The sequence below is a fragment of the Halomonas alkalicola genome, from assembly GCF_030704205.1.
GTDB classification, from domain to species: domain Bacteria; phylum Pseudomonadota; class Gammaproteobacteria; order Pseudomonadales; family Halomonadaceae; genus Halomonas; species Halomonas alkalicola.
The window spans coordinates 239,620-254,627 of sequence record NZ_CP131913.1 but is presented as its reverse complement, the minus strand read 5'-3'; the positions used below and the strand labels follow the sequence as shown (position 1 = coordinate 254,627).

The window sequence follows — 15,008 nt, the reverse complement described above, 5'->3', positions numbered from 1 at the left end:
TTGGCCTTAACTGAACAGGTCATCTTCGATTGAGATGGTGCGTGCCTTAGCAGCGCTCGATTCCTGCATAATTCGGGACTTCAGGTCGGGGTAAAACTTTTCGATTAAACCCTGAAACTCTTCGTTTTTCAGCATTTCGTAGGTGACATCCTTGAAGATGCAGTGGAGCTTCATGTCGTCAACAAGCTTGCCGGGATCGGGGGCGACCCTGTAAAGCGTTTCTTTTATGAAGTCGATGGCTTGCTGTTTGGTTGGCTCGCCGACTATGACTGACTCCAGCTCGATCGGTGGGTTCTCGAGCACCAGGGGCGCCAGAGCTTCGGCGAGCTCATTGATGGATTTATCGATCTCTGATTTTATGACGGCCTTGGCGTCTTTCTTCCAGGACAAGATCTTTTCTTCCAGCGCTAGCTGCCTTTTTTGAAACCTGTCTTTCTTTGCCGTGAGAATGACGCGACCAAGCCGCTTATTGAGCTGGCGGGTATACTGCCTGAGCTCATCGACATCCCTGCGAATCTCGTCAAGCCCCTTCAGTTGGGGGGAGTCGATCAGCTTGTAGCTGGCCTTTAAACGCGAGTCGACCTCATCATTATTACCGAATAGCTGTTTCTGAAGACTTGCGGGAAGTCGGATGGTGCGCGACTCTACACGACCGCCTGTCAGTTCGATATCGACAAACTGAAGGCTGGCTGTATAGACATTGACCTGGCGCTGTAGGTCGAACGCCTGTGGCGGGTTGCTGTCAATGGCCTTCTTTATGCTGCTGTATTCAGCTTCAGGAATGGGTGTGAGACCAATTTCAATGCGCTCGCTCGCAGCACTGTGCTCTGATGAGGTTGAGGAGCTGTCGCGGGGCTCGTCTTGAATGCCTGCTGAGAAGCAGACTTCTTTGACCTGCTCGGCACTAAGCGCCATAGCGTTGCGAACGGGTGCATCAGGACTCTCAACCGCCATGGGGGATTGATGGAGAATCCAGCCTTGGTCATCGATCACCAAGGCGCTAATTCGCAGGCCCGATTCCTTGCGGAGCTCAATGCCTGACTCCTTCAGGATTTCTATCGCCTCGTGGTGGCCATACCCAAGGCGAAAGATAGCCTCATCGTAGTCGATGATGATCGTTACCCCGCGGCGGTCCAGCTGGCTGAATTTATTCGACAGCGCGGCGGCCACCTCTGTGGTCATGGCTGGGCCGATAAAGGCGACCCGTTTCCAGGCCGAATGGACCAACTCGCAAAGCCGCTGAGTATCAATTGACTGAAACATCGTCATGCGAGAACCCCCTCCTTGGTAGAGGCCAGAACATCAAACGCCTCCAGCACCCGGCGCTGGGTGCGGTACTCACCGAACTCGGCGATCTCCTTGCGCTTCAGGCCTGGGAAGGTGACCGAGGGGTAGTCGGGGCCCATCACCTCGGCCGGGTCGAGGATATAGCGCAGCTCGTTGCGGGTGAGGCCGTAGAGGTGGGCATAGTAGGCGTCGAGCTCGCAGCGCAGCCGGTGCCGGCGCTCCGGGTCCCAGCCGCAGGGCGCGCCCTCGTAGCCGAGATCCCGGGCGAAGGGGGCCAGGTCATGGCTGGTATAGGTCAGCTCCAGGACCCGCGGGACGATATAGTCGAGGGCTTCTTCGTCGTAGGCATCCGGTGGAAGCACCGGGAGCTGCTTCGCGATAAAGAAGTTCAGGGTGGTTCCACCAATCTTCTGTCTGGCGACGTAATCAAGTGCAAGCGAAGCAAGGTTGCCTTGGAGAGCAGCCTTCAGTCTTGGGCTCATCGCTACTGGAAGAAACAGTAGTGGATACTTGTTGCCCACCGCGGTAAAGGGAATCGTAGATCCAATGACTGTTCGCTCATCAGTAGAGCGGCATATATCGCGAAAGCCCAGCAGGTAGTGGGGGCAGCGACCGGGCAGCAGGTCTTCCACCAGCGCGAAGCGATCTTCGCCGCCCTCGAAGCGTCCCAGCCAGTCGACGAGCTGGTCATCCTCCATCGGGTGGGTTTCGGCCAGCTGGCGAGCCTCAAGACCGGCCCTAGTCTCCTCCGCCTGATCGAAGAGGCTGGCAGTAGAGCCCTGCTTGACTACCTGCTTGCCCAGCAATTGCGAGGCGTGATCGGCCTCTCCACGCACCAGCAGCAGACCGGCAAGCCAGGTACGCAGGGCCTTGTCCAGCTTGTCGGCATCTTCCTTCTTCACACCCTTGATCACGTCCTGGGGCACATCGGCGGTGCGCAGCACCACCTCCCAATCGTTGACCCAGTAGCGGGGGAGGGGAGCGAAGTCGGGGTTGGCCTTTTCTGCCGGCGTGGCGTCCCGGATATCCTCACCTTGGGAGTCGTAGGTCGCGAAGCGATGGTCATAGTGGTGGACCATCTTGGCTTCATACAGAGGGAGGTAGCGAGTATCGCCTTGGTGGAAGCGGTTGCCGTCGAGATAGCCACCCCCTTCGCGCAGGTCTTCCAAGCCATGGAAGAGGTTGCTGTCGTTGGACATGTCGAAGAGCCGCGAAAAACTTATGCCCCAGGGGTTCTGCTCGGGGGCTTCCTGGATCAGCACCGGCGCCTGGCGGTAGAGCTTGCGGGTCAGCTCTGCATCTCGCTTGGAGCGGAACACCGGGCAGGTGCGGGTATTGGGGTTGATCAGCGCGAAGTCGTCCGGCGAGAGCTGGAAGTGGCGCTCCTCGTCGTGCAGGTGTTCGATGCGGGTGGCGAAGAACATCAGATCGGCAACTTCAACTTGGTCGGCAATGGTCATTAAGACGAACTTCATGCGGCTATCGACCGACTTGAAGAGCTTTTCCCGATTCTCAAAGTCGTAGAGGCTGGCCAGGCGATGACCGGTACCCAGCGCATCGAAGTAGGCCTTGGTGCTGTCATCGGTGGCGATGCCGGTAGGCACGATTATGCCTGCCCGGCTACCGCGCCCGATCAGCCTGAGCGCCAGCTCGGCGAACAGCGCATAGAGGTTGACGTCGCCGGTGCCGGTGAGCGGGAAGCGCCCGCCTTTACGCACGAACTGGCTCGAGGCCTCGGCAGCATGGCGGGCGAGCTGGAACTCGGCGTGGAGCTGTTGCTCAGTGGGGTTGTCACTGTCGGCCAGGGCCTGGATCATGCGGCCGCGAGCGGAGGCGTTGCGTGCCTCGGCGATCTCCGGGGCACGCACGGCGAAGAACTCCTTCTCCTGGAGCTTGATGCGCTCCCACGGCGGGTTGCCCAGCACCACATCGAAGCCCGGTGATTCGCGATCGAAGACCTCCGGGAACTGCAGCCGCCAGTGGAAGAAGTGGTTCTGCTCGGCGCGCAGGCGCACCTCGGCCTCGATCTGTGGGTCGAGCTCGTCACGGTTGGCGGCCATCAGCGCCTCGTTGGTGACGATGCGAGCCTTGTGGCTTTCGGTCTTGGGAATGAAGAAGGCCGCCGTCCAGAGGTCCTGCATCAGGCGGGCGCGGCGGGTCTCGGGGTTCTCCTGGGCCGCCTCCCACTGCTGGCGCTTCTCGGCGATCTCCTCCAGCGACTCCTCGGGGAGCTCTTCCACCGCGGCAAGCTGGCTGGCATTGATGCGCAGGTCCACGGCCAGGGTATCGGCCATGGCCTTGTTGCGCTTGCGCAGCCCCTTGAGCAGCTCCTTGTCGTCACCCTCGATGGCATCGAAGGCCTCCTGGGGGATGCCGTTCTCCAGCACTGTGGGATCGAACACCCCGATCAGGGCGTTGCCGGCTTGGATGTGGCTGTCCAGGAAGGTGAGCGGCTTGCCAGGCTCCAGGGCTTCCATCCACAGCGCGGTACGGCAGAGCTCCACCGCCATGGGGTTCACGTCCACCCCGAAGATGCAGTGCTGGGCCACCTCGCGCAGGGCGTGCTGGAACTGTTCCGGGGTGGGCTCGTTGTCCTCGGCGTCCAGGCGAGCGATCTCGCGGGCCAGGGTGCGGGTGGCGGCGAGCAGGAAGTGGCCGGAGCCACAGGCCGGGTCGACGATGCGCAGTTCCAGCAGGGCCTGGCGGGGCCGCTCGCGGTGTTCCTCCAGTCGCTGGTGGATCACCGGCTTCAGGGCGGTGTCGATCAGCGACTGCACCAGTACGTCCGGGGTGTAGTAGGAGCCGGTGAGCTTGCGCAGATTTCCGGCGGTGCTGTCCCCGTCGTCCAGGCCCACAAAGCGGAACTGCCAGGTCGTCTCGTTGACGGCGGGCACCAGCTCGAGCAGGGCCTCATAGACGCTGCCCAGCTCCTCGGCGTCCATGTTGGCGTAGTCGGTGGCGACCAGGCCACGGCGGACGTCGCTACGATGCCAGGTGAGGGCGCGCATGGCATTGAGCAGCGAGCGGTTATCGATCAGCGCCGCATCCAGGTTGTGACACTGCGCGGAATCAAAGAGCCCGCCCAGGGCAGGGAGCGCCAGCAGTGGCTGCCCACCGGCCAGGCCACTGAGGGTCTGCTGGAGCGTCAGCCAGAGGTCGTGATGACGCGGCTCGAAGCGGTGGGTCTTGCGTGCCGCCTGACGCAGAAGCTCCAGGCTGTAGCCCTCACGGTAGCGCTCACGGGCCAGTGGGTCGCTATCCGCCGGGTGGAGCAGGTCGCGGGCCTCGGCACGCAGCAGGAACAGCAGCCGGTAGACCAGACGCAAGAGCTCCTGATAGTAGGCGTGGGCGTCCAGCTCGCCATCGAGGAAGCGCTGGCGCAGGGCGTGGTTCTCGGGGTGGGCCAGGAAACCATCGCCTAGCAGTCTGTCGGACTTGAGGTTAATGGATGAGCTGAGGCGTGGGTTCTTCACCCCCCCCTGTGTTGGTGTTGGTGTTGGTGCTGTTGTGTGGCTCTTAACCTGCCCCTCAGCTTCTGCAAGGCGGTTCTGACGCCTTGCCTGCTGGCCGGTTGGGCGCGGCGAGCCCTCAGCCCGCCGTCAACCGGTGCATCCGCTTGATATTCCACGCCATGGTGGCCAATCGCCACTCGCCGCTGACCTTATCCAGTCCGCGTAGCGAGAACTGCCGGAACCCCATCACGTGTTTGATGATCCCGAAGACCGGCTCCACGGTATTTTTGCGCAATGCGTAGAGCGCTCGGCCCGCCTGCGTCTTCAAGCGGTGTGCCATCTGTTCGACGGGGTCCTCGCTCTCCGGGGCAGGCGGATCCGCGGCGAAACGTTCAAAGACCGGAAGGTGATGGACGTCTCGCTTCATCGCCAACAGCGGTTCGATACCATGGTCATGGCAGGCCTGGATATTGCTGGCACTGAAGTAGCCGGTATCACCCAGCAGGTGGTCAGGTTTTCCCAGCGTTTCCGGGTAACCTTGCCAGGCCGTCAGTAGCGGCATGACTTGCTGCTTGTCATTGGTCGCCTGCGTGACGTGGACATGGGTCACCAGCAGACTCTCGGTATCAACCGCGGCTTGGGCGTTGTAGCACTGATCAAACCCCTTGCCGGTGACCGGCATGATGCGCGACTGCGGGTCGGTGAAATTGATCTGATCCTTGTCACGCGGGCCACCAGTGGGCGGTTCGGGGTCACGCCCACGGGGCTTCTTGCCGGCCTTGCGCTGCGCCTCCCGCCGCGCCACCTTTTCCTGATAGGCGGCTTGCTCGGTGGCGTCCCGCTCCTCGGCGCGCGCCTCGATCTTGGCCTTCGCCTCAGCGATGGCCGCCAGGCGGGCTTCACGGCGGGCAATCTCGGCGGGGATATCCATGCCGTCGGCCGCGTCCTCCTTGTCCGCCGACTCGGCCCGATCGGTCAGCGCTTTCACCTCTGCCCTGAACTGTGCCTCCAGCTTCTTGGCATGGCCATACGACAACGCCTTGTGCTTGCTGGCGTTGGCCTTGAGCTTGGTGCCGTCCAGGGCGATGGTGCCAAGCTTGAGCAGCTTCATCTCGCGGGCCAGCAGCAGCACCTGTACGAACAACTGTTCCAGTTCCGGCAGAAAGCGGCGGCGAAAGGTGGCCAGCGTGTCATGGTCGGGATGGGTATTGGCGGCCAGGTAGCGGAACGCCACCGAGTCATAGGTGGCACGCTCGATCTTGCGGCTGGAGACCACCCCGGTGGCGTAGCCGTAGATCAGCAGGCTCAGTAGCACCGCCGGGTGATGTGCCTTGGAACCCCGCCCCATGTAACGCCGGGTCAACGTCGAGAGGTCCAGTTGTTCGACAACATCGACAACGAACCGCGCCAGGTGACCATCGGGCAACCACTCGTCTACCGAAGGCGGCAGCAGGTAATCGGTCTGGCGATCCACAGGGATGAAGCGGCTCATGGCGATCTTCTCAGCTCGGCGATGACGGTGGTCAGTATCTCACGGTGCAACGGAAAGACCGACAGGCTGCTAGGGCCTTGAGGGCGTCGGTGACACCGAGGCGCAGCTTGTCGAGCAGGCGCTCGCCCTGCTCCTCGGCCTGCTCGCGCCACTGCTCAAGCCAGCAGGATGGCTTTCCTTCCAGCTCGCGGGGCGCGAAGCGGCTGGCATGGAGCAGCAGCCATAAACGGCGGAACTCGGGCAGGCGCTCCTCGCTGAACAGGCTGGCCAGATCGATCTCGACGAAGGCCGGGCGGGTCATTGAGGGGTTGTCGCGCAGGATGCGAAGGCGCTGGCCGTCACTGACCAGGCCCCAGTGGGCCTCGTCGCTGGCGTTGAGGTACTCCTGCAGCAACCCGGTGGGACTGCGTCGACGGCCTTCCTGACCGAAACGGGGCAGGCGCTCGTCCAGGGCCTGAGGCCCGGGAGCGCACAGCACGAATGGCACGGCACCGGCGAAGGCGTGATGGGTGATCGGGAAGTGACGCTCGCCGATCACCCGAGCGTGGCCGTCTGCGGTGAGGTCCGTAAAGCCGAAGACCTGGGTAAGCAGGTCCTCCATCCAGCGCTGGGCGGTGGCGGTGGGGTCGGCGAGATCCTCGCGCTGGCGCTTGGCGTCGAAGTTGGCCCATTGGGCCTGGGCGATACGCCAGTAGCGGCCGATCTCGTCGCGTAGCGAAAGCCCCTTGGGGATGGCGTAGTCCTTGGTGGGCTGCTGGCCGGGGAGCCCGAGTGAGTCGAGCTGGTTGAGTAGATCGGCGGGCAGCAGCCCGCCTTCCAGGCGAAAGAGCGTGTCCTGAGCGGCGTCCCTGCGGTTCATTGGCCGGCTCCTTGTTGGTTGCTAGCGTGTCTCAAAACCCTGCCTCCGGCATCAGCACATAGACCCCCAACACGTCGGCGGGGAGCTGTGGCCTGACCTCGAAGGTGCCGCGGCCGTCCCGCTCTGAGTCGCGCACCCGGCGGTGGTCCTGCAGCAGCTTGAGGCCGTGCTCGCGGCCGATCTCGTCCAGCACCTCCTGGTGACTCTCCAGGCGTTCAAGTGCCGTCTGCACGGCACGCTCGCGCACCTCGGGGGAAGTGTTCTGGGTGGCTTCATGGGTGAACCAGTCCACCGCTTCCTGGGTGGAGAGGGCGCGGGGTGGCTGGTTGCCGTCCAGCACGACGGTAACGGCCTCCTCGGCGAGCATCTCGCGGCGTGTTCCCTCGCGCACCAGGGTGAGGTTGGTGCGCAGGCGCAGCAGGGCGACGATCACGCGCTGGGAAACGGCAGCGGTGGTGATGGCGCCGGCCCGGCGGGCGGGCCGATCCGCCTCGCTGCCGTTCTCGTCCAGGGCGCGTTCGGCCAGTTCATCTGCCAGGACGGTGACCAGCGGGTGGCTGCGATGGATGTAGCCGACGCCGCGGGGCAGCGGCAACGCGAAGCGGATAGCGTCCAGGTGCTGGATGCCGTGGCTCTCCAAGCGCTCGCGGATGGAGCGGGGGAGTGTGTCCCAGCTCAGGCGCTGATGACTGCCGCGGCTTTCCAGTGGGGCGCGCAGGGCGGCCAGCGCCTGGGTGACAAAGCGCTCGACGTCCTGCTGGCTGCCGAGGACCTCCTGCATGCGCTGCCACTCCGGCAGCACTGCCTCGGGGCGGATCGCCTGCTGGGCGAAGATGGTGCGGTTGCGGCGTGCCTTCTCCCGGGCGCTTTCCCAGGCGACCTCGACGCGGTGGTCCAGGTCCTCGAGGCTTTCCGCAGGCTCGTCCAGGGCGAGGCCCATCTGGCTCATGCCGCTGCTGGCGCCGCGAGTGAGCAGTACGGTCTGCATGATGGCCTGGGTGACGCGGTTCTCGTCTTCCGGCATGGGGACGCTGACGCCCAGCGCCTTGCGGATGGCCTTGGCCTTGCGCAGGATCACCCGCAGCACGGCGCCATCCACCGGGTTATTGTCGCCGTAGAGCATCAGCGCCTTGACCTTGGGGGAGCGCTGGCCGAAGCGGTCGACGCGACCCTCTCGCTGCTCGTGGCGGGTGGGGTTCCAGGCCAGGTCGTAATGAACGACCGCATCGAAGGCATCCTGGAGGTTGATGCCTTCGGAGAGGCAGTCGGTGGCCACCAAGACGGGCGAGTCGGACTGCTCCGCCAGGGCCTCGACCTGCTCCTCGCGCTCTGCCGGGTGAAGCTCCCCGGTGACGCAGGCGACGCGGTGCTCCTTGAAGGCTTTCTGAAGCGCCTCTGCCACGTACTGGGCCGTAGCGATATATCGGCAGAACACCACAGGGCGGTGGCCCTTGGCCAGTATGGGGGTGAGCGTGGTGATCAGGTGCTTGAGCTTGGGGTCTTTGGCGGGCCCATGCAGCGCGGCGGCGCGCTCGATCAGGCTCTCCAGCCGCGGCAGATCCTCGAGTTGGGCGCCGGGCTCTAGGTCATCCTGGGTGTCGTCACTGTTGTCGAGGATGGTGCGGCTGGCTTGGTCATCGAGCTCGGCCTCGCTGAGACGCTCTTTCTCGGCGTTATGCATTCGATTCTGCAGGGTGCGCACAGCTGCCGCCGGCGAGGAGGAGATGCAGCGCAGCAGCGCCAGGGCGGCCCACCAGTGCAGGCGCTGGCTGAAGTGGTCGAGCGACTCGGCTCGGTCCACCAGCTCACGGGCGTATTCCACCACGTCTTGGAAGAGGGCCTGCCACTCCCCTGCATGCGGTAGGCACTTTCGCCTACCTCGCGGTCGGGGAACTGGGTGTTGTCCCGCCATTCGGCGATGTCTTGGCGGCGACGCTGGACCATGTGCTGGGCCAGGCGCTGACGCAGGGGATTGCGGGTGTCATCGAGCCGCTCCAGCGTGGCGAAGGCGGGGTCGAGCAGCCCCAGGAGGTTGCGGAAGGCCTGCTCATCGCCGCTGTGTGGGGTGGCGGTGAGCAGCAGCAGGTGCCTCTCACGGTCTTCGGCCAGACCGCGAAGCAAGGCGTAGCGCTGGTGCCGTGATTGGGCGCTGCCCTGCACGCAGGTGTGCGCCTCATCGACGATGACAAACCCCGGGCAGCTGTTGAGGAACTCGTCGCGGCGGCGATCGGATTTGATGTAGTCCAGGCTGACCACGGTGTAGGGGTAGCGCTGGAAGATCGACTCGCTTTGCAGCAGGTCGCGCTCGAGACGCGTGGCGGTGTGGCGGCTGACGATCTCAGGGCGCAGGTGGAATTTCTCGGCGAGCTCTTCCTGCCACTGCTCGCACAGGTGTGGGGGGCAGAGCACGGTGAAGCCCTTGATCTCGCCGCGATCGATCAGCTCGCGCACGATCAGCCCGGCCTCGATGGTCTTGCCGATACCTACGTCGTCGGCGATCAACAGGCGGACCACTGGCTGGCTAAGGGCCATCAGCAGCGGCACCAGTTGGTAGGCACGGGGTTCGAAGGCGAGATTGCCGATGGCGCGGAAAGGGCCAGCCCCGGCGCGCAACTTGAGCAGCAGGGCATCGCGTAGAAGGAGGCCCGACTGGCGGCTGCCATGGCGAGCCTCGGCGGGATCTGGAACCGGGAACAGCGCCTGCTCCACGGCTTCCAGGGTGGCGAGCAGGCGCACCCGGTCTTCCTCACCGCTTCCCAAGGGGCGCAGGTAGAGATCCTCTTCGCTGGATTCGGGCAGCACGATCCACTCGCGGCCGCGGGCCTTGACGATGCTGCCAGGCGTGAAATCAGGGCGTGTGATGGGCGCATTCATCAGGGCTGATCCTTGTCAGATACGGTGTCAGTTGACGGCATGGCGCCGAAGACATCCGGGTGCCGGTTAAAAATGGCGGGCCAGCGCGCGGTCTCCTTTGGGAAGCGGATCACCAGAAAACCGGCGTCCTCGAGATCGCGGGTCTGTTGCTCATCCACCATGTGGCGAGCGGGGGGGTCATGATGGGGGCCATCGACGAAGATCAGGGCACGGCTGTCGCGGTAGGCGAAATCCGGTCGGACGCCAAAGGCCTCGAGATAGGGTTGGGCGGCATCCGGCTGGCGCAGGCGGTAGGTGGTCAATGCATCCAGCCAGGCCTGCTCCAGGCTGCTACCGCTGGCGCGCTTGAGGCGGGCGCTCTGATCGGCCGGGGTATGGCCGTCGGCACCGCTGGCTAGGGTGAGGTCGGTCAGCTGAGCCAGCCAGGCCAGGGCTTCAGGGTTCTTGCGGTCGATCAGGGGATGATCTGGCTGGTTGTAGTAGCTGAGGATGCAGCGGTAGCAGCCCGCTTCGCAGTCTTCGGTCACGTTGCGCCAGTGGGTCACTGCTTGCTCATGCCAGGGCAATGATTCATCGGGGCGCTGCCAGTGCATCAGCTCCAGCGCGGTGGTGGCCACGCTCTGCCAGGCCTTGGAGTCGGTGGCCAGGCGTGTCAGCACGCCGGCACCCCCTTCGGCGGCCTCGTAGAAGAGCAGAGCGTTGCGCTCCTGGGGACTGGGTAGCGGCTCTGCCATCAGCTCGCTCTCCTCGAGCTGGAAGTTCAGCTCGATGCCGCGCTTGATGGCGTACTGCAGGGTGGCCGCGGTGGCGGGCGACATCTCCAGTTTGGGGCGTATCACCAGGGCGTTGCGCCGGTCTTCGACGTAAGGCGAGATCCGCTGGCGCTGATTGATCGGTTGATCGGCATCGTCGTCATCGGCTTCCTGCTCTTCGTCCTTGATCCAGTTACCGTTGATGGGGTCGATCATGAAGCCGTCGATGGCGGTGTTCTTGCGTCGCTTCCAGCCCAGATTGATACGCCACAGGTGGGCCTGCTGGGCGAACTCCATCTCGGCGAGCAGGTCATCGCCCTGGCGTATCTCGCTGCGTACCACCTTGAGCTGCCCGTTCTCCTCGGGGTATTGGAGTGTGGTGCGCAGGTCATACCCCTGGCGCATGCGCTCCTCTTCGTCGCAGGTGATTCGAGTGACGGGCCGTGTGGCGACGTTCTCTATGCGGAAGAGGTTGTGTACCTGCTTGGCCTCGGCCAACGGGGTGCTGCAGGCCACGCAGAGGTCGAGATCGAGCTGCTCGTTGAAATGGCCATAGCCGCAGTGGGGACAGAGCCGGACCCGCTGTTCGGGCAGCCGGGCCTCGTTCATTTGCTGCTGCTTTACGGCGCCCAGGATTACCCGCTTGACGCGATACTGCTGGCCCTCGTGGTAGATCAGACTGAGGGGGCCAAACTCGGAGATGGCCAGGAAGCGCGGACGCGAGAGCACCCGGCTGTGGCTCTCACGCCGCCCCTTGCGAGTGCCGGGGATGAAGGCCGCCAGCGGCAGGCGCGGGAAGTTGTAGCCGGGCAGAAAGCCCTGGCCTGCCAGGTAGCGGTAGGTCTCGAAGTCCGACTGACGCTTGCTGGTATCTCTGAGCAGGCTGAGCTGTACATGGCTTTCGTCCAGCCGCCTCTTGGCCACCTCGCGCTCCTGCTTGCTGCTGCCGGGCCGGGTGATGATCCTAGTCGCTTCTTCGATCTGGTGGATGGTCGAGGCATGCAGCTCGCGCCAGCGATCAAAGCAGAGGTCGAAGGTGGCCATGGCCTTGTTAAGCCTGGTCTCTGCCCAGCGTGCGGCCGCGGTTTCCAGCGGCTCTGCCTTGGAGAGCCAGACCCCCTTTGCCTGCGCCAGCTCGTCTCCGAGCAGTTGGATCAGGCGAGCCCCGCGACGCTGGGCGCCCTTGAGGGCAGCGTCTCGGTTGAGCTGCTGGGCGTAATCCTCCGCCAGTGGCTGCCCTTCCTGGGCGACGTCGATCACCTCATTGATGGCTGACGGCAGGCGGACGCCGGTTTCGGCGAGCCAGGTAGCGTACAGGTGGCTGCTGACCAACTCTTCGTTGGCGAGGTCGAGCATGGGCGGCGTGACCTGGCCATGCACCATGCGCCGCGGTTCGCGGAAGAAGTACTGATCATGCGGACTCTGGGCCGCGCAGTAGGTGATAACCAGGGCAGGTTGGCCGGAACGGCCGGCACGCCCGCTGCGCTGAGCATAGTTGGCTGGCGTGGGTGGCACGTTGCGCAGGTAGACGGTGTTGAGCGAGCTGATGTCGACACCGAGCTCCATGGTGGGGGAGCAGAACATCACGCGCAGGTCGCCGGTTCGGAAATCGCGCTCTCGCTCCTCGCGGTCCTCCGGGTCTACCTGGGCGGTGTGCTCTCGGGCCATGAACTGGAACCAGTCCTGGTGCTGCTGGGAAAGGCTCTGGGCCACGGCCTGGTAGAGCTCGGTGAAGTAGGGGTTCTGGCTGGCGGCAGGGGCCAGCGGGTCGTGCTCGGGCTCACCCGAGCCACGCTTCCAGATCAAGGCTTCGCCTACCAGCTGGTAGCCCTTGAGCCCCTGGTCGATCTCCTCTGACAGGATCAGGCCGTACTCTTCTAGCGCTTTGAGGATTGCCTCGATCAGTTCGGGCCAGTTCTTATCATTGAGTAAGGTGAAAGGAGCGCTCCCCCAGATCGCACGCTTCTTGAGCTCCTGTGCCAGTCGAGAACGGCTGCCCAAGGAGACCAGGTCGAAATCACGGGTTCTAGGCCTGGGCCCGGTGATCGCGTAATTGGCCTTTGCCATATCGCGCACGTCGCCCGGTCGCCACTTCTCAGTCAGGTGGGTGTAGGCGGCGTTGACGAATTTTTCATGCTCCTGGTGATCCAGATAGCGGGTGTGCAGGCAGAGGTTCTTGCGCAGCACGTCGAGCACTAGCCTGGTGACGCGAAAGCGCACCTCGGGCTCGGCCTTGGCAAGCATCGGCGGCGCCTTGTCCCAGAGCTCCTGAAGCCCAGCAAGCTCGTCTAGGCCGCCGTACTCGATTTTCAACAGCCCGACTTGCTCGAGGTTTGGCACGGTGTAGCGCCAGCCACGCCGGAGGTCGTGATAGGCACGATAGCCCAGCACGTTACGCATGGCCTCTTCAGCGCCGCGGCGTGCGTGAGGGGCGCGAGCCTCCGGGTTCTCCAAGAAGTCGGCGCGCACTCTGGGATCGCCACTGGTCAGGCCCAGAGAGTTGAAGATGTGCTGGGCCAAGTCCTGATCGGTGAGCTCGGTATTACTGCCTCCATCGAGGGAGGCAAGGATGCCTGCTCGCACCAGCAGGATCTGCATGAAGTCGTTGAAGTGGCCTGCCTGGAGGGCGGCGTCCTGACGGTTGTCGCTGAAGCCTAGGAGCTTGCGCGCCTCGTCGGCGAGCTCGTTATCTGCGCCCAGCAGGTAGCGCAAGGAGGAGAGCGTCAGGGTGGTAGTGGCGGAGCTTCTCCCTTCGGCGGAAAGCGAGCCGAGCCGGGTCCAGTCGCGGCCGGCGGTGTGGGCTTGGCCGCAGCTTAGACAGAACCGGAACCCGCCGGGGATGTAGAAGCTGCGCTCACCCTCGAGGCTCTGGGTGCCGTCCGGGAGGACGTGGACCTCCTGGGGGCGGTACTTCTTGTAGTGGGGCTTGAGCCCGGGGGGATCCTTCTTGAAGTCCAGCCAGTTCTCCGGGTAATCCTCCTCGTTCCAATGGCCAAGCATCAGGAACCCGTAGCTGGTCTCTTCCTCGCCCTTGGCCGTCTCCTTGATGTCACGAGGGTGAAAGCCCATCTCGCCCGTCTCGGGGGAGACGTCATGCCATACCGGGTAGTACTCCTGACCACAGCCTCGGCAGAAGTGGACTGTGTAGAAACGCCGGTTGCGGTCGCCGGGCACGAACTGCTGGCCATGAAGGTCGAGACGACGTTTTCCAGGGGACTCGAGGGAGGCGTAGAGGTTGCCAGCCCCTGAGATAAACTGGTGCAGTCGGAAGGCGAACAGCGGCTTGTCATTGATATCCCGAGCTCGGTAGGCAAAGAGCAGGAAGCGGGCAAGGTAGGCCTGGCAGTGGTCTGGCTCCTGGCCCGAAGCCTTGGCGAGCAGACTGGCGGCTTCCTCGAGTGTCTTAGGCTTGGCGCGGACCCAGCTGTCTTCCCAGACGATACCCAGGGTGAGCTCCACCCAGGCGGCGACAGGGTGTTTGCGCAGTTCCTCGAAGGTTGAGTTGTCATCCAACGGGGTGCTGAGCGCCTGCGACAGCACCTCTTGCGTTGGCATGTCGCCGGGAATCTGACGCTGGAGGGTCTCGCCAATGATGTTGCCGGGCGGGACCCTCTGGCCGAACAGCTTGCTGGCCACCTCGGCGACCTTGGCCTGTCGGGCTTCTCGGCTGCCATCGGTAGCCATGGTGGCCGAGGTGCCGATGCAGACCAGGTCAGGGTTCATGCGCTCTCGCACCCGGCGTACCAGCATGGCCACATCGGCACCCTGGCGGCCGCGGTAGGTATGCAGCTCGTCGAGAACGAGGAACTGCAGGCCGTCGGCGTGGCGGATGACCGCCTTGTCGCGCTCGTTCTGCCTGGTCATCAGCAGCTCGAGCATCATGTAGTTGGTGAGGATGATGTCCGGCGGATCCTGCTTGATCCGCTCGCGCTCGTCCTGGTTCTCCTGCCCGGTGTAGCGGGCATAGGTGACCGGCTTGCCGTCGCTGGGGAAGTCAGCCAGGAACTTCTCCAGCTCCTCACGCTGACTGTTGGCCAGGGCATTCATGGGGTAGATGACGATGGCCTGGATGCGAGGAGTGGGATCTTTCTCTTTGGCCTTGAGGATCGCATCTACCATCGGAATGAAGTAGGCAAGTGACTTGCCCGAGCCGGTGCCTGTCGTCACCACATAGGGCTCGTGGCGCTGGCAGCAGTCGATGGCCTGGCGCTGATGCTTGTAGAGCGATGCCGGTACTCCGGGAGAGGTCTCGCTCTTGCCGAAGCGGAAGATCTCAGCTGTGCGTGGGTGCA

General features: G+C 63.9%; 7 protein-coding genes. All 7 read right to left on the bottom strand.

From position 1 onward, the window contains the following. Nucleotides 1-6: 6 nt before the first annotated feature. Nucleotides 7-1,269: a hypothetical protein gene (locus B6N23_RS01295; protein ID WP_305501407.1), complete on the bottom strand. Its 1,263-nt coding sequence runs from the start codon at nt 1,267-1,269 to the stop codon at nt 7-9. Then, nucleotides 1,266-4,760 (bottom strand): Eco57I restriction-modification methylase domain-containing protein, encoded by a 3,495-nt coding sequence (locus B6N23_RS01290; RefSeq protein WP_305501405.1) that lies wholly within the window; start codon nt 4,758-4,760, stop codon nt 1,266-1,268. Before B6N23_RS01290 ends, B6N23_RS01295 begins: the two co-directional genes overlap by 4 nt. A gap of 115 nt (nt 4,761-4,875) precedes the next feature. Beyond that, nucleotides 4,876-6,231: an IS1182 family transposase gene (locus B6N23_RS01285; RefSeq protein ID WP_305501403.1), complete on the bottom strand. Its 1,356-nt coding sequence runs from the start codon at nt 6,229-6,231 to the stop codon at nt 4,876-4,878. Between the two features lie 31 nt (nt 6,232-6,262). Further along, nucleotides 6,263-7,090, bottom strand: a complete 828-nt coding sequence (locus B6N23_RS01280; RefSeq protein WP_305501401.1) for a hypothetical protein — start codon at nt 7,088-7,090, stop codon at nt 6,263-6,265. A gap of 31 nt (nt 7,091-7,121) precedes the next feature. Further along, on the bottom strand, nt 7,122-8,771 hold the full coding sequence (locus B6N23_RS01275) for a DUF8741 domain-containing protein (protein ID WP_305503908.1): 1,650 nt from the start codon (nt 8,769-8,771) through the stop codon (nt 7,122-7,124). Continuing rightward, nucleotides 8,672-9,964, bottom strand: a complete 1,293-nt coding sequence (locus B6N23_RS01270) for a DEAD/DEAH box helicase (RefSeq protein ID WP_305501399.1) — start codon at nt 9,962-9,964, stop codon at nt 8,672-8,674. Before B6N23_RS01270 ends, B6N23_RS01275 begins: the two co-directional genes overlap by 100 nt. Then, entirely contained in the window at nt 9,964-14,988 is a 5,025-nt protein-coding gene (locus B6N23_RS01265) for a DEAD/DEAH box helicase (protein ID WP_439649852.1), read from the bottom strand. Before B6N23_RS01265 ends, B6N23_RS01270 begins: the two co-directional genes overlap by 1 nt. Between the last annotated feature and the right edge of the window lie 20 nt (nt 14,989-15,008).

Excerpts from the sequence above, each read along its gene's own strand:
- B6N23_RS01295 (WP_305501407.1), bottom strand. The coding sequence starts at position 1,269 with ATGACGATGTTTCAGTCAATTGATACTCAGCGGCTTTGCGAGTTGGTC.
- B6N23_RS01285 (WP_305501403.1), bottom strand. The coding sequence starts at position 6,231 with ATGAGCCGCTTCATCCCTGTGGATCGCCAGACCGATTACCTGCTGCCG.
- B6N23_RS01280 (WP_305501401.1), bottom strand. The coding sequence starts at position 7,090 with ATGAACCGCAGGGACGCCGCTCAGGACACGCTCTTTCGCCTGGAAGGC.
- B6N23_RS01275 (WP_305503908.1), bottom strand. The coding sequence starts at position 8,771 with ATGCATAACGCCGAGAAAGAGCGTCTCAGCGAGGCCGAGCTCGATGAC.
- B6N23_RS01270 (WP_305501399.1), bottom strand. The coding sequence starts at position 9,964 with ATGAATGCGCCCATCACACGCCCTGATTTCACGCCTGGCAGCATCGTC.